Source organism: Shewanella mytili (genome assembly GCF_046765975.1).
Lineage (GTDB): Bacteria > Pseudomonadota > Gammaproteobacteria > Enterobacterales > Shewanellaceae > Shewanella > Shewanella mytili.
The window spans coordinates 110,108-126,767 of the sequence record NZ_JBKOUD010000008.1 but is presented as its reverse complement, the minus strand read 5'-3'; the positions used below and the strand labels follow the sequence as shown (position 1 = coordinate 126,767).

Here is a 16,660-nt window from a genome sequence, read left to right as displayed (position 1 = left end):
TAGTTAAGGATAGCATTTTGGATATTTACTTTATTGCTGGTATTCATGGTGTAGGGAAAGGGACTCTTTGTAAAATGCTGAGCTCTCATTTGAATTTAGATTTTTATTCCTGTAGTGACATTATTAAGGCTAACTCAAAGTATGTTGAGAAAAGCAAAGGCGTTAAGGATGCCAAGGAGAATCAATCATCATTATTAATGGGGATTAGTAAGCTAAAGTGTAATAAAGTCGCCTTGGATGGGCACTTTTGCTTACTCAATAGCATGGGGGGTATCGTTGAACTTGATTACGATGTCTTTGACTGTATTAACCCTAAGAAGGTTGTCACCGTTACATGTGATGCGAATGAAGTTAGTAATCGTCTTATTCATAGAGATGGTACTAGTCCAGATGTAGCATTGCTTGATGAATTCCAACAGAAAGAGTTGAAGCGTTCGATAGAGTTTTCCTCAAGTCGTAATCTACCACATTTTACTTATTGTTCGGGTGATGAAATTGATACACTGATAGAGTGGATTAAGGCTGATTAAAGGGGGCGTGACACATCACGACACCCCTTACCTTTTATCTTACGAGAAATTTTCTATCTAGCTCTGATAGGTCAATAATAGCCTCAAATTGTTGATTATTTAGCGGCATTACCCCCCAGTAAGCATTACGTGGCAGGCCTGCATTATCAGCCAAATACTTACGTATAGGCCGTTTTGGGAATGCAGCGTTATATGTAAAATTTATTATGAAACAATATCTTCTTTCTCTGTATATTTGCTGAAGTTCAATTTCAGAAAAAACGCTAAATTTTATGCAGTAATCTATGAAATCATCCTCATCGTCGAATTCGTCTATATGTTTCACATTCTCAATAACACATAGTGAAGTAGCTACAGATGTGTATTCGGCTGAATTCCCATCTTTAGTTCGATATATGACAACAACATCGCCTCTTCTAAAATTAAGAACATCTTGCATAGAACATATGAATATTTTATGGATACTGTTCGAATATGAGATGTCTTTTACGATATCTGGAGACTCTGTACACAATTTAGAGTCAGGGAAAAGTCTAGTATGAAAATCTGGATATATAGAAAGGAGATATTTTCTATTACCATTGATATTCACAAATGGATAATCTTTATCTACGTCCCCAGTAAATTTATTTAAGTCTCTTAATAGTACATTTTCAACACCGTTCTGAGTGGTTTTTGTTCCGTAATCTTCAAACCCGTAATGCTTGAAGAGTTCGACTAAATAGTTGTGTTTTTCTCCAAAAACAGTAACGTAGATATCATCGACTTTGGGGAGCTTAGCTAAAGCGTAGTCAAATATTTTCTTTAGGTAACGGTCACCCCTTCGCGTTTGCTGTGGATTGAACTTAAACGTCCCAACCTTCATGTGGTGCGTATCAGGTAGCAGAGGGATTGTATCGTCGTTGACACCATTCTCGTACTTGAAGTAAAGAAAACCTTCGATTCCTTTCTCATCGTTATAGAGCACCAATGCTTCACTGTCAGCTTTCCTTCTGAACCAGTCTGAAAACTCTTTGTAACTCTCTTTTAGGGTGTCAAAAAATGGGTCATCCAAGTTAACGTTGGCAAATCTCTCAATCCTTAAGTTTTCCATATTTGATGTCTCCTGAAATACTAGGTGGGGTAATCCTCCCATTTTTAACCGCAGTTAAAAATAGAAGTTAAACGACCATTAAAGGTGGTCGCCCATGGTTGGCTTTGTGTGGCCTTTCGTGATTGTAAAACCAAAGCCATTGAGTTGCATAATCTTGTACCTCTTCAATGGACTCAAACAAGTACTTGCTGACCCAACTGTAACGTATCGTTTTGTTGTGTCGCTCAATATACGCGTTCTGTTGAGGCTTGCCCGGCTGGATGTACTCAATCCGGATTTGATGTTGTTTAGCCCAGTTAACAAATTCCAAACTGATGAATTCAGGCCCGTTATCACAGCGAATGACAGATGGTGTTGGCCGTTGTTCTCACAACTGCTCCAGCTCTTATCACGCGTAATGCGGGCAATGACAAGCCTACTTCAATGGCGAGTCCTTCACGGCGAAAATCATCAATCACGTTAAACAAACGGTAGTTTCGACCATCAGACAATTGGTCATGCATAAAATCCACAGACCAGACCTGGTTAGCACGTACCGGTGCTTTCAACGGCTCTGGTGCGTGACGTTGTAGCCGTCGTCGGGGACGAATGCGTAAGTTCAGTGCCAACTCGCAATAGATGCGATAAACGCGTTTGTGGTTCCAGCCTTTGCCTTTCACATTGCGCAAATAATCAAAGCAGAGGCCAAAGCCCCAATCATTCTCAGCTTCGGTCAACTTGATAAGCCAATCGGCAATTTCAGCGTTTTCGTCACACAACTTCGGTGGATATCGATAACAGGTTTCGCTGACGGAAAACACTCGGCATGCAAAGCGAATGCTGATGTCGTGAAGCGCCACTGACTGCTGAGCAAGCGTTCGCCGCTCACAGGGCTTCACCACTTTTTTGCCATGGCTTCCTGGATGATTTCTGCTTTCAGGCGCTCTTCGGCATACATCTTTTTCAAGCGCCGATTTTCCTCTTCAAGCTCCTTCATTCGAGCCATAAGGGAAGCGTCCATGCCACCGTATTTTGCGCGCCACTTATAAAAGGTCGCGCTGCTCATGCCATGTTCGCGGCACAGCTCAGGAACCGGGGTGCCAACTTCTGCTGGCTTGAGAATGGCGATGATTTGACTGTCTGTATATCGCGATATTTTCATGTCGAATCTCCTGCGTCTAACTTTACGAGAAAATTCTACTTTTCACAGTTGTTAATTTTCGGGGGGATTACCCTGGCAGGCGTCATCCCACAATTCTACATCCGCATAAGTGATCCGCCCCTCTGGCACAACGGCGGCGGCTTCCATGATTAACATGCCAGCCCCTGATTGGGCCAGATTACCGTAGTGTTGCCAATGCCAGGGCTGCACTTGACCGTTATCGGCACTGTACATGCACATGGGGGCAATAATGATGCGGTTTGGCAGGGTGATGCTCCCCAGTGGCAGGGGGCTGAAAAGTTTAACCATGAACCAATACCTCTTATCTCCGGAATAAAAACGCGGCAGCAGGGGATGATTGTATGCGCCTTGCAACGGCCAATGGCAAGGTTTTTTCAGAAATGGCTTTTTACCTCAAAGCGCCACTCCCAGCCGTTAACATGCTCGCCTTTGCTCATGGGCAGGCTGAAATCGATGTGGATCACGTTGCCATAACTGGAGCGGGAGGAATAAATGCGAGCGCCAATGCCAATGGCACCAAGGGGGCGGGATATTTCGTTGTGTTCTGCCAACGGGCCGCTAAAGGCCTGTCCCACATCAAGAAAAGCGGCCCAGCCCAGCTCTGCCAGCTGGTACAGGTTGATATTGGGGTAATTGCGCAGCTCGCTGGTGATTAACCACTGTTTATCGCCGTGCTGGAAATCATTGGGGTAGCCCCGCATGCCGGTTTCATCCCCAAGTGCGGCCGGCCTGTCCCGAAAGTTGTTGTGGGAGCTCAGTAATCGTACCCGGTGATATGCGGACCACTTATGGTTGAAGCGGTAGAAGTATTCGGCGCTGGCACTGAGCTGGTAGTAATCGGGATGGGCGGTGGCAAAAATGCCGCTGGCTTTCAGTGCCAGTAACAGCAGCTCGTTATCATCGGCGTAACCGCGATGGGTTTGCCAGTACAGGTGATACCCAAGATTGTTGCCATCATGGGTTTCCAGTCCCACGCGCAGTTTATGGTGCCAGCCAAGGTTGATGTCTTCATTGAAATTAATCAGGTGCACATTGCTCATGACCTGATAATCATCTTGCAGGTATTCCCACTCGGCCCAAGGATAAATGAATTCCCTATCCTGGGGCAGCGGCTCAGGCGGTTGTGCCGGCTCCGGGGCAAACGCGTGGCGATCCCGGGTTACCCCCAGCCGCAGCCGCTGATGCACATTCTCATGTTGTTGCAGCAGCATGCCCCAGTAAAGCTCCATAAAGTCCAGGCTTTCCTTGTATTGCTGCAGATCTTCACCGTTTTGACGAAAAGTGTTGGTACGATCCAAACTGCGGTATTCCACGCCGTAGGCCCGGGTGTCCATCAGGGTGTAAAAGGGCTTGTCAAATTTCAGCCAAGAGGACTTGCCGTCATCGTTGTCTGAAAAACTGGCCGCCATATGGGAATTCTTGATGATGCTAAGGGGGGTCTTGAAATCGAATTTATACCCGGTGCGGTTTTCATCTGACTGGTATTCCATTTGGGTTTGTATGCCGGTGCCCAGAATGTTGTCATCCTTGATCCCGAAGGCGTAACGGTTTTTTCCGCCACTGCGTCCCCAGTCAATGGTGGGCAGGAGCGACCACTGATCCCAGGTTTTCACCAGCAATTTTTGACGGGGTTGGGGTTGGTCATCCCGGGCGGGGAGCAGGGTGATTTGGGCATCGCGGAGATAGGGTTCTTTGCGCAGAATGCGCTGGGCTTCCTCCAGCTGTTTTTGGGTGATTACGTCACCTGGCTTGAAGCTCAGGCGATCCAGAATGACATATTCGCGGGTATTCACATGCAGCGCGTTGGCCCAGTGATGTAAAAAAATGGCATTGGAAGCTGATTCGTCAAAAATCGGATTACTGATCACCTGAATAGCGCCCACGGCAATTGTGGCCTTATCTTCCGCCGGCGCGGCATGGGCGGTGAGTGTGTGGCTGTACAGTGCGACAGCCGTTGTTGCCAGTAACCACTGGTAATAATGCATTTAGCCTTTCCCCCAATCACAACCCTATGCTCCTGACTAATTGAATCATAGCTGTTTTTTCAGGGAAAGACTGATCTCCTTGAGCGCGAATGCCGCCAGTTACAAAGTGGAACGGGGGGTGATGACCACGTTGGAAAAAATCAGGCCGGCCACCAGCGACATGAAAATTAAAAACAGCTGGGCGCCCAGATGGGGCTGTGCCAACAGGGTGTCGCCGGAGACAAAAGCGCTCAGCCCCAGGTAGGTTTTACTGCCGGGCACCAGAATGACAATGCCCTGCAACAGCGCAATGGAGGCGGGCGCCTTGGCCCAGCGGGAGAACAGGTTGGCATAAATGCCCACTGCCAGGGCCCCGAAGAAAATGCCCAGCGAATCCCCCAGGTACATGCCGCCCAAAATGGCCGCCACAAAGGCCAGCACCCCTGCCAGAATCCCCCATGGGGCATCTTGCAAGCGGGCCTTGAAAATAAACACCAGCGCCGATGACAATAACGGCACCGCCAGCCAGCTGGCGCCCCGGGGCAATGAGGTTGGCTCAATAAACACATATTGGCCAAAAATGGCATTACCGACCGCAATCCCCAAAACCGCGCCGAAGTAGAGTTTAAACAGCACCATCATGGCATCCATGATGCGCATGGTGCCCGACATCAGGTCGCGCGCGGCCAACTCCGCCAATCCGAGTGTTAACGCCAGACCGGGAATGAACACAATGATGCCGGAGAGGATCACCACGGGAATGTTAATCGACGGGTCTATCTGGGCAATGGCACAACTCACTACACCGGCGGCCGTGGCCGCCAGCGGCTCCAGCAATTCGGCCATGCGCTTGGAATGCTCAGCGGCAAAGACCAGGCAATACACCACCAGCCCTACCATGCCTGACCAGAACACATCATTCCAGCTGGTGGCCATCAGCATGGCAAAGGCTGCCGCAGCGCAGCCATAAGCCCCCAAGGTGAGCAGCGGGCCATAGGGGTTGGGCATCTCGGCAATGTCATCCAGGCGCTGCAAGGCTTCCGTCAGCGTGCGCTGGCCGCTGTGGAGCTCTTCCACCAATGCATCGGTACGCGCCAAAGCGCCCAGATCCAGCTCACCGGGGCGAACCCGGGCCACATGGTTGTACTCTTGGTCCGTATCGTGTTGCAGCACAAAGGTCATGGAGGTGGGCGAAATTAAAAAGTAGCCGTCAATCCCCAGGGTGTTGGCCACTGTTTGCAGGTGGGTTTCCAGTCGGTATGCCGGCGTGCCGAATTTGTGTAATGCCTTGCCCAGCTTTATGATAAACCGCCGCTTTTCTAAAAATTCCTGAGTGTCCACCCGGGTGCCCCGTAGCTCTGAATCAAGGTTGTTAACACCGCACCATGCGGGTTTGGCGCGCATTTTAAAGGAATTTAATGCAAAGGGAATAATGACATAAAAAATTAAATTACCTAAGGTTATTTAAGGGATGTTATAGCTTGCTCACCATCAATGGAGAAACATGATGACGCTTTATATTTCAGGATTTTATTGTGCCTTGACCACATTGCTGGCGCTGTTCTTGAGTGCCCGGGTAGTGCAGCTGCGGGTGCGCTTTAAAGTGGGCGTGGGAAACGGTGATCATCCCGAGCTGTATCTGGCCAGACGGGCCCACAGCAATCTGGTGGAAAATGCCCCCTTGGGAATGCTGTTGCTCATATTGGCAGAAGCCAACGGCGTGCATGATGGTTGGCTGCATCTGCTGGGGACCATATTCCTGGCTGCCCGTTTGTTGCATGCCATTGGCCTGGCCCAGGGAAAGGGCGGTGAAAACATCGGCCGCTTGCTGGGGATGCTGGGCACCTGGGGTGTCATGATTGCGCTGGCCTTGCTGAATGTCATCCTGTTTCTGGAAGCTTGAGCCTGTTATGGCTGGTGGCTCCCGGGCACTTTGGCGGCAAAAGCGCCCGTTGCTGAAAAACTGTTCACACTTACTTGGGGGCGCCTGTTATACTCCGCGCCCCTGAAGCCATTGCCGTTTATTGTTCAACCTTTGTTGGTGGGATGCACATGCACGTTGAGTCCAGTCTGTTCCGTTACCCCCGTTATCGCGCCGATTTGCAGCCGGCTCCCTTTTTGCCCATGTCCCGCAAGGAGATGGCCCAGCTTGGCTGGGACAGTTGCGATGTGATAGTGGTCACCGGTGATGCCTACGTGGACCATCCCAGCTTTGGCATGGCGGTGATTGGCCGGATGCTGGAAGCCCAGGGGTTTCGGGTGGGAATTATTGACCAGCCCAACTGGCACAGCAAAGATGACTTCATGCGCCTTGGCCGCCCGAACCTGTTTTTTGGGGTCACCGCCGGCAACATGGACTCCATGATTAACCGTTACACTGCCGATCGCAAATTGCGCCGGGATGATGCCTACACTCCCGGCAATGAGGGCGGTAAACGGCCGGATAGGGCGGTAACGGTTTACACCCAGCGCTGCAAGGAAGCCTTTAAGGATGTACCGGTGATTATTGGCGGTATTGAAGCCAGCTTGCGGCGGATTGCCCATTATGATTACTGGCAGGACAAAGTGCGCCGCAGCGTGCTGTTTGACAGCAAGGCCGACATGCTGATTTACGGCAATGCAGAGCGGCCGCTGGTGGAAGTGGCCCAGCGTCTGGCCAAGGGTGAAGCCCTGGAATCGATGCAGGACATTCGCGGCACCGCAGTGCTGCGCAAGCAAGCCTTGCCCCTGTGGCAGGGGGTGGACTCCCGCAAGATTGACCAGCTGCATAAAATCGACCCCATCCCCAATCCTTACGGCGCCGATGATGTGGGTTGCCAGAACCTTTCAGGCCCCAGCAACGTAAAGGTGTTTGACAACAACGCCCCCCAAGCCGTTTCCGTGCAGCCGCCCAAACCCAAGCCCTGGGAAAAAACCTATGTGCTGCTGCCGGCCTTTGAACGGGTCAGTGATGATCGCTTTTTGTATGCCCATGCTTCGCGGGTGATGCATCAGGAAACCAACCCGGGTTGCGCCCGTGCCTTGTTCCAGATGCACGGCGACAGGGGTGTATGGGTCAACCCGCCGGCGTTTCCGCTCAATACCGATGAAATGGACGGCGTGTTTGACTTGCCCTATCAGCGCATTCCCCATCCTGCCTATGGCAAGCAGAAAATCCCTGCCTATGACATGATCAAAACCTCCATCAACATCATGCGGGGCTGTTTTGGCGGCTGCTCTTTTTGCTCCATTACCGAGCATGAAGGGCGCATTATCCAGAACCGTTCACAGGATTCCATCATCCGTGAAATCAAGGACATCCAGCAGAAAGTGCCCGGTTTTACCGGGGTGATTTCCGATCTTGGCGGCCCTACGGCCAACATGTACCGTCTGGGCTGCAAGAGTGAAAAAGCCGAAAAGACCTGCCGGCGACTTTCCTGCGTATTTCCCGGCATTTGCGGGCATCTGGATACGGATCATCAGCACACCATCGACCTGTACCGCGCCGCCCGTGACGTGCCCGGCATCAAGAAAGTGCTGATTGCCTCCGGGGTGCGTTATGACCTGGCAATTGAAGACCCCCGCTACATCAAGGAGTTGGTAAAACACCATGTGGGCGGGTACCTGAAAATCGCTCCGGAACATACCGAAGAGGGGCCGTTATCGAAAATGATGAAGCCGGGCATGGGCACCTATGACCGTTTTAAAGAGCTGTTTGAAAAATACTCCAAGGAAGCGGGTAAAGAGCAGTTCCTCATCCCTTATTTCATTTCGGCCCACCCCGGCACTACCGACGAAGACATGCTCAATCTGGCGCTGTGGCTCAAGGCCCGTAAGTTCAAGCTGGATCAGGTGCAAAACTTTTATCCGTCGCCCATGGCCAACGCCACTACCATGTATCACACCGGCATTAACTCGCTGCGCAATGTGAAACACGACAGCGAGCAGGTGTTTGTTGCCAAAAAAGGCCGCCAGCGCCGTTTGCACAAGGCGTTGCTGCGCTATCACGATCCGGCAGGTTGGCCGCTGATCCGCGAAGCGTTGGTGCAGATGCAGCGCCAGGACCTGATTGGTACCGGCCCCCAGCATCTGGTACCGCCTGAAGGCCGGGCCGAGCAGTTTGCCCGTCGGCAGGGACAAAAACCGCCGGCCAAGGGGCAACAGGCGTTGACACGCTTTAGCGGCAACCAGCAGCCGAAAACCGCCAAAACGACGCAGCAGCCGGCAGACCGCAACGTCCAGCCGCATGGCGGGGCGTCCCAAGGGCATGATGGCAAGCGGCGCGGCGGCAAAGGCAAGGCCCGGCCGGGCGCCAGGCCGGTATTCGGTAAAAAACCTGTGGCGGCCAAGAAACCCCGTTAATGCTCAAGTGATGCAAGCCAGATGTGGGCGCTGCAAGGCGCCTGCATGGGCATGTGTGCAATGCAGCTTTAGCCATGCCGCCATTGTTGATTGGGTAATGGGCCTTGGATCATGCATTGGAAGCGGCTCCAGCGTGTTATCCACCGCGGATTTTTGATATTCCCCACCGGGTTGGCGCCATCTGGCGTGCATGAAATTCCAGCACTTTCTCTTGTCTCCGATTTTGGAAGTCATTCCACACCTATTCTGGGTGGGCATGATTAAGGGAGATGAGATATGAACAAGCAAGATTGTTTGACACGTCGACACTTTATCAAAGGTCTCGGCGCCACTGGCGTGGCCCTGGCAACCCCGGGCATGGCCTCCGCCATGACCACAGACGCCATTCACTGGGATGAGCAGGTGGAAATCGCCATTATCGGCTCCGGGTTTGCCGGTTTGGCCGCAGGCATAGAAGCCACCAAACTGGGCTGCAACGCCGTGACCATTTACGAAAAAATGGCCGTGTATGGTGGTAACTCCGCCATTAACGGCGGTTTGTTTGCCGCGCCCAATTCACCGTTGCAGCAACAGCAAGGGGTGCAGGATTCTGCAGATACCATGGTGGCGGATCAGCTTAAATCCGGCCGTGGGGTGGCAGACGAAGCTTTGCTGAAACACATTGCCACCTATGCCAAAGATGCCTTGCAAATGACACTGGATGCCGGGGCGGAATACTATCCCTATTTGCAACAGCTGGGCGGACACTCTGTCCCCCGCACTTACCAGACCAAAGTGAGCTGCGGCGCCGGCATTACCCAGCCCCTGCTGCATGAATGCCGCAAACGGGGCGTGGCTTTGCAAAACCGCAGCAAATTTGAAGGCTTTGTGCTGGACAAGCAAGGCGCGGTTGCGGGCATTCGCATCCGTTACCCTTTTTATGAAGAGGATGCCCAAAGTGGCAAGGTGATTAACATCCGAGCCAGTAAAGGGGTGCTGATGGCCACTGGCGGGTTTGCGCAAAACGTGAACCTGCGTATGGCACAGGACCCGACCTTGAATGCCGAAGTGGGCTGCACCAATGCCAAGGGGGCTACTGGCGAAGGGATGCTGGAGATGTTCCGGTTGGGCGCGGTGCCGGTGCATCTGGCCTATATTCAGTCCGGTCCTTGGGCTTCACCGGATGAGGGCGGCTTTGGTTATGTGTCCAACTACTCCATTTTTAACTTCCCCCATTCCATTGCGGTGAACTGCCTGACCGGCAAGCGCTTCATGAACGAAATCGCCGACCGTAAAACCCGTGCGGATGCGGAGTTGGCGTGCCGGGACAACGATGGCAAACCGCTGCCCCCCATCATGATCACCAGTTATGCTCACGCCAAGGAACACCCCACCTGTGAAAAGGTGCTGAAATATGACGTGGGCTGGAAATTCGACAGTCTGCAAGCCATTGCCAAACGCTTCAACATTCCGCTGCAGCCTCTGGAGCAGCAGGTGGCCGAGTACAACGCTTATGTAAAAGCCGGAGACGACAAACAGTTTGGCAAGAGCATGGCCAAAGCCAAGGGCATGTACTTGCAGGCGCCCTTTACCGTGGTGCGTTTGTGGCCAAAAGTGCATTACTGCCAAGGCGGTGTGCAGGTAAACGTGAAAGCCGAAGTGCTGGACAGCAATAGCGGCAAAGCCATCAAGGGGTTGTATGCGGCCGGTGAAGTGTGCGGCGGCATTCACGGGGTGAGCCGTTTGGGGAGCTGTGCCATTCCCGAGTGTATGGTGATGGGCATGACCGCAGCACACAGCATCATGGGCGCGTAAGGAGGCACTGCTATGAAATCACTTTTTTCCGGTTCAGCCATGGTGGCGGCAATGCTGGCGCTGTCATTTTCCGCCGTTGCTGGCGATACCCTGGTATCCCAGGACAACATCATGGGGCGCAGTTATCACCAGCAACTGTATGTAAAACACCAGTGTGCCACCTGCCACGGGGTGGACAAGCCTGTTAGCCGCGCACCGGATGACAGCTGCCTGAAATGCCACTCAGTGGACAAACTGGCCCAGAAAACCGCAAGGCAAGGGGATGAAGTCTGGCAAAACCCCCATAACAACCTGCACTACGGCAAGGATGTGCCGTGCACGGAATGCCATGCGGAACACGCGGTGAAACAACCCATGTGCAAGGATTGCCACACCTTCAAGTTCAGTCACTTCAAAGCGTAATTACATCATCTGACTCATGGCAGTGTTCAGCTAGGCTGGGCACTGCCTTTTACGTGTTGCAGCGACAACCGGGAAAGATTGGCTTTGAGCAGCGCCTTGAGCTGCGCGATGGCTTTGGATTCTGAAGCCGGATTCACATACAGCGACTCATTGAATGTGGGCAGTAGCGGCAGTCCGTGCTGCTCCGGGTTGAGAATTTGCATCTTGTGGGTAACACGAAATTCCGCCAGTGGCGCAATCACCAAATCATCTTCCACCGCACTGCAGATGGCTTGGGGTGAAGGCGTGGTCAGCAGGACGTTAAGCGGCCGCATCAGCAGGTTATGATTGGCAAATACCTGCACCCGAATGGGGCAGTTTTCCGGATACAGTGCCACCGGAATGGTCTGGCGTTTATGGGCCTGGCCATGTTTGGCCCCACACCAGACAAATCGCCGTTCAAACAGCAATTCGCCGTTGGGCTGGGGTTGCCAGTGGGTGGCAATGATGGCGTCGAACTCCCCGTTTTGCAGGCGGCGAAACAGGTTGCCGGAAACATCGGTATCAATCACCAACTGCAGATAGGTAAATTCGCGGATAAACTCGATAAGGCCGCTTTCCAGATACCATTTCACATAATCGGTGGGAATGCCCAATCGGATGGTTTGCTGCCCGTCTTCTTTGAGGTCATCCATGGCCTGGCTGCTGAGCTGCAGCATTTTGTAGGCATAGTTCAGCAATTTTTCACCGGCGTCAGTGAGCCTGGCACCTTTGTTGTCCCGTAGCAGCAGTACCTGGCCTACGCTCTCTTCCAGCTTTTTAATCTGCAAACTGAGGGCTGACTGGGTGCGGCACAGGCGTTCTGCCGCTTTTGACAGATTGCCGGTTTCTGCAACGGCAATCAGACTTTCAAGAAGTTCTAATTTCAGCATGGGATATTGCAGTTGCTCATGGTGCTGCAATTATTACTCAATAGGGGATGGCGCCCCAGATTGGTATGATGAGAGTGTGAAGAAAGGCGGTATTTCGGAGGCCATCAATGAGCAGCTGGCAACAGCGGTGCGATTACTTGGTGTCAGTGGCACAGGCGCATTTGCGGGGGCACGTCCTGTTTGATTTGTGCCGTGCCCATCTGGTGGACATCAGCCAGATTTCCCGGGGTACCGTGTATAACCATTTCCCCCATGAGTCCGATTTGGCGGTGGCCGTGGCAGCGGCAGAATTTAACGACTTCTGGCAACATGCCCAGCAGGTATCATGTTATGGGGATAATCCGCTGTTTCATTACCTGTATCATTATTGCTGGCGCTTGCAGGAAGTCACCGCCCGTCAGCGTTTTGTCATTTCACGGGTCATGCCCAACGGTGATTTACTGGCACAGGCCAGCAGCCGCTACCGGCAAAGTTTCAATGAAGCTTATGCGCGTTATCAGCAGTGGAACCGGCAGCAAATCCGGCGCATGGGCGAAATCAAGGGTTTTGACCGCTGGGCACTGGTGCGTGACTTCATCCGCGGCACCATGATTAATGTCAGTGAAGAAGCGGTGGATGGCGAAGATGTGCAGCTGTACTATCAATACTGTTATGCCCTGAGCCAACTGCTGGGGCAGTCGGATAAGCGGGTGCCGGACAAAAAACTGCTAGCCCGCTGGTTGCAACAGTTAAGCCCGGCGCCAGCGGTCAAGGCCAGCCAGACCCGGTTTGCCCTGGAGCAAGTGCCCGCCTGATGTAACCTATCGTGCCGTTAACTTTTACCGGAGTAGCCAGATGCAGCAGCAATACAGCGAACAGGGATTTTGGGATAAGCTCAAGGGCTTTGCCATGCGAGCCGGCCGGGAGGTGGTGGAAAACGCCTTGTTGCTGTATTACGCCGCCCAGCGCAAAGATACGCCCGCTTGGGCCAAAACCGCCATTTTCGGGGCGCTGGCCTATTTTATTTCACCTATGGATGCCATTCCGGATCTGACGCCGCTGGTGGGCTTCAGTGATGATTTAGGGGCGTTGGCAGCCGCGCTGGCCATGGTGAGCTTTTATATTGATGATGATGTGCGCCGCAGTTGTGCGCAAACATTGAAACGCTGGTTCGGGGAGGATGGCGAGTAGCGGGGGTTTAGTGTGGTGCCACGAAAATGGCCGTCCTTGGCCATTGGCGTGCAATCGATTAGAAGTGCCAGTTCAGATCGAAGTCGTAACGGACCCCGAAGGCAATGCTCTTGTCGTTTTCACGGTTTTCGTTGTTCTGTTGCAGGTATTCCAGATGTAACCGTACGTTACTGACAGGGTTCCATTCCACAGTGGTGTTAAAGCCCTGATAGTCCAGACTGCTCACATCATCAATCCCGTCATCAAAACGGAAATAACCGAGTTTCAGTTTGTAGTCCTGTGCCAGCGGGATGGCAACGGCAGTATCCAGTGTGTAGCCGTCACGATCGTCAGCATAGTCCTTGTCCTGATACCCCATGGCCAGGTAGATGCCGTTTTTCAGGCTGTATGTGGCCGCCAGGGCAGTGGTTTTATCCTTGCCAACGTTGACGTTGTTTTCGTACTTGTCAGCTTCCAGATAGGTCAGACCCAGATGCAGCCCTTCCCAGTCAAAACCCACACCGGTGTTGATGGCTTCAGCACCGCTGTTGTTGGCTTCGCCGTCAATCATTGCAGAGGCCATCAACGTGAAGTGGTTGACTTGCAATTTGTACAGCAGCAGGTTGTCAGCAAAGAACGGACTTTCCTGGTTGTAGGCAAACGGGCTGTTGGCATTGTTGAAAATGTCGGTGTATTCGCCTACCAGTGTGTACTGTACCGGACGCTGGCGACCAAAGGTCACCTGGCCGTAAGGTGATGCCACACCGGCATAGGCCAAGCGTGGGTCGCCAAATTTGCCACCGTCGTTCAGTTGGATTTTCCATTCGCCCTGGGCGATGGCTTTCCAGCCGGGTGCAAATTCGGTGCTGCCTTTTACGCCGATACGTGACAGGGCGTCGCCCACATCCCAGCTGTCTTTGGCAGAGTCACTGTATACCAGGGTAGGACGCAGTGAACCGTACAGGCTGAAATCGGAGTTTTTCAGGCTGGAGGTGAAATCGGTGTCAGCGGCCTGAGCTGCCAGTGGCAAGGTGCAACCCAGCAGGATAGTTAATGCGGTCTTTTTCATCGTTTTAACCTTATTTCAGGTAAAAGGACCCCCGGAGCCGTGGTTACGGCTCGGGCAGTCACAATATTGAGAACGAAAGTTCAGCTATCGGGCTTACTTGCCAGACAGGGATTTGAACCACAGGTTGTGGTGCTGTTTGGCCCAGTTTTCGTCACACTTACCGGTAAGCATGCATTCCAGACCGCCTTCAGACATGATGGTTGCCATGAAGATGTGTACCACGGTGAACGCGCCCAGTACCGCAGCGCTTACCAGGTGCAGGATCAGCGCCAGGTTGGAGGCATCTTTGGTTTCAACCAGTGATGGGAACATCAGTACCAAGCCTGAACCTACCATCAGTGCACCAAAGATGGTGAAGCACCAGAACCACAGTTTTTCACCGGCGTTGGCGAACCCGGCATCAGGGTGTTTCCCTTTCATGCCACCAAAGTTCACGTAACCGCCCAGCACCTTGAACCAGCCGATATCACAGGCGGCAGGGAACTGTTTGCCGGCCCATTTAATCACCATCACGGCCCAGCCGATGATGAATGGGAAGGCCATCAGGTCGTGCAGTGCTACTGATGAGCTGATGAAGCCAATCCAGCGACCGGCGCCCATGTTGGGTTCCAGCCAGAAGCGACCGGCAATCATGATCAAGCCAGTGGCAATCAGCAGCATGCAGCTGATGGCGCCGACCCAGTGCATAAACACGTCGGTACCTGTCCAGCGATCGACTTTCTTGCCGGAGAAACCGTGGGACAGTTTGGCTTTACCGTTGATGATGACAAACAGTGCCAGCAACACGATCATGCCAAAAAAGCTATAGGTCAGCAGATCAGCCCAGTAAGTGTTAGGGCTTAATGTGTCCAGGTAGCCTTCGTTAACCACTGTGTTGATCACCGGCAAGGCGGGATCCACAGGCATGCCGCGATATTCAGGAATGTCGCCTGGAAGACGAAGTTCCTCAATGGGTTGCCATTGTTGTGGCTGCAGATATTCTTCATCTGCTGCCATGGAGGGCAGAGTGAACATGCCCGCCAGGATCAGAGAGATAAAACCGATTAAACGTCTCATGTCATATCCTTAAGCGTCAGCAGGACGCTTGTCTTGCGGAGCGGAATCCTCCGGGATTGATGGCGCGGTTCTGCTGGTCAGGAACTCCCGCAGTTCAATGGCATACAAACGCCAGAACTCGGTCTGGGCATGGGTTTCTATCCCCTGCGTGAACTCCTGATACCAGAGTCCCAGATGGGCCGCCATGAAGTCGGTGGCCCACTGTTCCAGCTCTGCTGCCACTTCGGCATCTTGCTCTTGATGGCGCAGGGCTTCGAGACAGAACAGAAACTCCAGTTCATTACCGATAAAGTCTGCCGGCTCGTTCAGTCCCCCGTGGGGAACCAAGCCGATCCTTTGGTAAAAATCAGCCACGGCAACGGTCTCATCAGTGTTGATTTGACGACCGCTGGTGCGATAGACAGACTCATACGGTGGTACCAGCAAGCGGTATGGACCTATGCACATACGGTTAAAGTCACATTCCAGCTCCAATTGTTGGTCCGCATACTGACGGGCTGCCGTCAACAGTGAACTGCACGGGTGTTGCTGCTCCAGCCAAAGGATTAATGACTGCAATGACTCCGGCTTGGAAGGGGCAAACATCATCCCCTTGAAAGCCTGGTAAGCGCTGGCAACAGGTCCAAAATCCGCATCCATCATGCCCGCTCCTTGATAATCACCATGTTGGGCTTAGTGATACAGTCACCATAACCAACACCTTGTTTGGTAGCTGATTTCTTCTGTTTCATCACTTGGTAGATGTTATCCACATCCAAGCAGTTCACAGGACAACCGTCCACACAGGCAGGCTTTTTGCCTTGTTCAATAAGCTCAATGCACATATTGCACTTGGCCGCTTTGCCATCGGCTTCCACCATCACTACTGCATCGTAAGGACAGGCACTGACACACAAGCCACAACCGGTACATTTTTCACGATCCAGTACCACCAGACCGTCATGACGGGTGGTGTATGCCTGTGCCGGACAGACCATCAGACAAGCAGGGTTTCCGCAATGCATGCAAGAGTGGCTTAACCACACATCCACCATGCCGTCGCCTTTTGGCACTTCATAGCGGTCAACTTTACGGAAACGGACATTTTCAGGCAGTTCGTTATGGATCTGGCAGGCCACACTACAGGCCTGGCAGCCAACGCAGTTTTCCTGTCTGAACACGAACCCGTATTGATATTTGTTTTCCATTA

The 16,660-nt window shown here is 52.5% G+C and carries 15 protein-coding genes and 2 pseudogenes; 7 read left to right on the top strand and 10 right to left on the bottom strand.

Going from position 1 to position 16,660, the window contains the following annotated elements:
• Positions 1-17 precede the first annotated feature (17 nt).
• Positions 18-530: an ATP-binding protein gene (locus ACIDEJ_RS09725; protein WP_411987872.1), complete on the top strand. Its 513-nt coding sequence runs from the start codon at positions 18-20 to the stop codon at positions 528-530.
• 34 nt (positions 531-564) lie between these two features.
• On the opposite strand, the gene ACIDEJ_RS09720 is transcribed toward ACIDEJ_RS09725, so the two are convergent.
• From ACIDEJ_RS09720 to ACIDEJ_RS09700, 5 genes and pseudogenes are all read right to left on the bottom strand, one after another.
• Positions 565-1,665 carry a hypothetical protein gene (locus ACIDEJ_RS09720; protein WP_411987871.1) on the bottom strand — a complete coding sequence of 367 codons (1,101 nt, stop codon included), beginning with the start codon at positions 1,663-1,665 and terminating at the stop codon, positions 565-567.
• A gap of 25 nt (positions 1,666-1,690) precedes the next feature.
• Positions 1,691-2,764 (bottom strand): annotated as a pseudogene (locus ACIDEJ_RS09715) (IS3 family transposase).
• Positions 2,765-2,836: 72 nt separating this feature from the next.
• Positions 2,837-3,073, bottom strand: a pseudogene (locus ACIDEJ_RS09710) (oxidoreductase); the annotation flags it as partial.
• 86 nt (positions 3,074-3,159) lie between these two features.
• Positions 3,160-4,770: a BamA/TamA family outer membrane protein gene (locus tag ACIDEJ_RS09705; protein WP_411987870.1), complete on the bottom strand. Its 1,611-nt coding sequence runs from the start codon at positions 4,768-4,770 to the stop codon at positions 3,160-3,162.
• 99 nt (positions 4,771-4,869) lie between these two features.
• The gene (locus ACIDEJ_RS09700) at positions 4,870-6,090 is read right to left on the bottom strand and encodes a threonine/serine exporter family protein (protein WP_411987869.1); all 1,221 of its coding nucleotides are present in this window, start codon (positions 6,088-6,090) and stop codon (positions 4,870-4,872) included.
• A gap of 163 nt (positions 6,091-6,253) precedes the next feature.
• Between ACIDEJ_RS09700 and ACIDEJ_RS09695 the strand changes: the two genes are divergently transcribed.
• The 4 genes from ACIDEJ_RS09695 (at position 6,254) to ACIDEJ_RS09680 (ending at position 11,286) form a co-directional block, all read left to right on the top strand.
• A complete protein-coding gene (locus ACIDEJ_RS09695) occupies positions 6,254-6,652 on the top strand; it encodes an MAPEG family protein (RefSeq protein ID WP_411987868.1) in 399 nt (132 codons plus the stop codon).
• A 149-nt stretch (positions 6,653-6,801) separates the two neighbouring features.
• Positions 6,802-9,090 (top strand): YgiQ family radical SAM protein, encoded by a 2,289-nt coding sequence (locus tag ACIDEJ_RS09690; protein ID WP_411987867.1) that lies wholly within the window; start codon positions 6,802-6,804, stop codon positions 9,088-9,090.
• Positions 9,091-9,366: 276 nt separating this feature from the next.
• Positions 9,367-10,884 (top strand): flavocytochrome c, encoded by a 1,518-nt coding sequence (locus ACIDEJ_RS09685; RefSeq protein WP_411987866.1) that lies wholly within the window; start codon positions 9,367-9,369, stop codon positions 10,882-10,884.
• A 12-nt stretch (positions 10,885-10,896) separates the two neighbouring features.
• Positions 10,897-11,286, top strand: coding sequence for a cytochrome c3 family protein (locus ACIDEJ_RS09680; RefSeq protein WP_411987865.1), 390 nt, complete (start codon positions 10,897-10,899; stop codon positions 11,284-11,286).
• A gap of 26 nt (positions 11,287-11,312) precedes the next feature.
• Here the strand turns inward: ACIDEJ_RS09680 and ACIDEJ_RS09675 are convergent, their stop codons facing one another.
• Positions 11,313-12,197, bottom strand: a complete 885-nt coding sequence (locus ACIDEJ_RS09675) for a LysR family transcriptional regulator (protein WP_411987864.1) — start codon at positions 12,195-12,197, stop codon at positions 11,313-11,315.
• 107 nt (positions 12,198-12,304) lie between these two features.
• Here ACIDEJ_RS09675 and ACIDEJ_RS09670 point away from each other — a divergent pair, with 107 nt between their 5' ends.
• Positions 12,305-12,991: a TetR/AcrR family transcriptional regulator gene (locus ACIDEJ_RS09670; RefSeq protein ID WP_411987863.1), complete on the top strand. Its 687-nt coding sequence runs from the start codon at positions 12,305-12,307 to the stop codon at positions 12,989-12,991.
• 40 nt (positions 12,992-13,031) lie between these two features.
• Positions 13,032-13,367, top strand: a complete 336-nt coding sequence (locus ACIDEJ_RS09665) for a YkvA family protein (RefSeq protein WP_411987862.1) — start codon at positions 13,032-13,034, stop codon at positions 13,365-13,367.
• Positions 13,368-13,425: 58 nt separating this feature from the next.
• Here ACIDEJ_RS09665 and ACIDEJ_RS09660 read toward each other — a convergent pair whose 3' ends face one another.
• From ACIDEJ_RS09660 to ACIDEJ_RS09645, 4 genes are all read right to left on the bottom strand, one after another.
• Positions 13,426-14,415, bottom strand: a complete 990-nt coding sequence (locus ACIDEJ_RS09660) for a porin (protein ID WP_411987861.1) — start codon at positions 14,413-14,415, stop codon at positions 13,426-13,428.
• 93 nt (positions 14,416-14,508) lie between these two features.
• Entirely contained in the window at positions 14,509-15,471 is a 963-nt protein-coding gene (locus tag ACIDEJ_RS09655) for a formate dehydrogenase subunit gamma (RefSeq protein ID WP_411987860.1), read from the bottom strand.
• Positions 15,472-15,480: 9 nt separating this feature from the next.
• A complete protein-coding gene (locus ACIDEJ_RS09650; protein ID WP_411987859.1) occupies positions 15,481-16,113 on the bottom strand; it encodes a TorD/DmsD family molecular chaperone in 633 nt (210 codons plus the stop codon).
• Positions 16,110-16,658: a 4Fe-4S dicluster domain-containing protein gene (locus ACIDEJ_RS09645; protein ID WP_411987858.1), complete on the bottom strand. Its 549-nt coding sequence runs from the start codon at positions 16,656-16,658 to the stop codon at positions 16,110-16,112. The genes ACIDEJ_RS09650 and ACIDEJ_RS09645 overlap by 4 nt, the downstream gene beginning before the upstream one ends.
• Positions 16,659-16,660 lie beyond the last annotated feature (2 nt).

Excerpts from the sequence above, each read along its gene's own strand:
- ACIDEJ_RS09655 (WP_411987860.1), bottom strand. The coding sequence starts at position 15,471 with ATGAGACGTTTAATCGGTTTTATCTCTCTGATCCTGGCGGGCATGTTC.
- ACIDEJ_RS09705 (WP_411987870.1), bottom strand. The coding sequence starts at position 4,770 with ATGCATTATTACCAGTGGTTACTGGCAACAACGGCTGTCGCACTGTAC.
- ACIDEJ_RS09645 (WP_411987858.1), bottom strand. The coding sequence starts at position 16,658 with ATGGAAAACAAATATCAATACGGGTTCGTGTTCAGACAGGAAAACTGC.
- ACIDEJ_RS09650 (WP_411987859.1), bottom strand. The coding sequence starts at position 16,113 with ATGATGGATGCGGATTTTGGACCTGTTGCCAGCGCTTACCAGGCTTTC.
- ACIDEJ_RS09665 (WP_411987862.1), top strand. The coding sequence starts at position 13,032 with ATGCAGCAGCAATACAGCGAACAGGGATTTTGGGATAAGCTCAAGGGC.
- ACIDEJ_RS09685 (WP_411987866.1), top strand. The coding sequence starts at position 9,367 with ATGAACAAGCAAGATTGTTTGACACGTCGACACTTTATCAAAGGTCTC.
- ACIDEJ_RS09670 (WP_411987863.1), top strand. The coding sequence starts at position 12,305 with ATGAGCAGCTGGCAACAGCGGTGCGATTACTTGGTGTCAGTGGCACAG.
- ACIDEJ_RS09695 (WP_411987868.1), top strand. The coding sequence starts at position 6,254 with ATGATGACGCTTTATATTTCAGGATTTTATTGTGCCTTGACCACATTG.
- ACIDEJ_RS09720 (WP_411987871.1), bottom strand. The coding sequence starts at position 1,665 with ATGGGAGGATTACCCCACCTAGTATTTCAGGAGACATCAAATATGGAA.
- ACIDEJ_RS09690 (WP_411987867.1), top strand. The coding sequence starts at position 6,802 with ATGCACGTTGAGTCCAGTCTGTTCCGTTACCCCCGTTATCGCGCCGAT.
- ACIDEJ_RS09660 (WP_411987861.1), bottom strand. The coding sequence starts at position 14,415 with ATGAAAAAGACCGCATTAACTATCCTGCTGGGTTGCACCTTGCCACTG.
- ACIDEJ_RS09680 (WP_411987865.1), top strand. The coding sequence starts at position 10,897 with ATGAAATCACTTTTTTCCGGTTCAGCCATGGTGGCGGCAATGCTGGCG.
- ACIDEJ_RS09675 (WP_411987864.1), bottom strand. The coding sequence starts at position 12,197 with ATGCTGAAATTAGAACTTCTTGAAAGTCTGATTGCCGTTGCAGAAACC.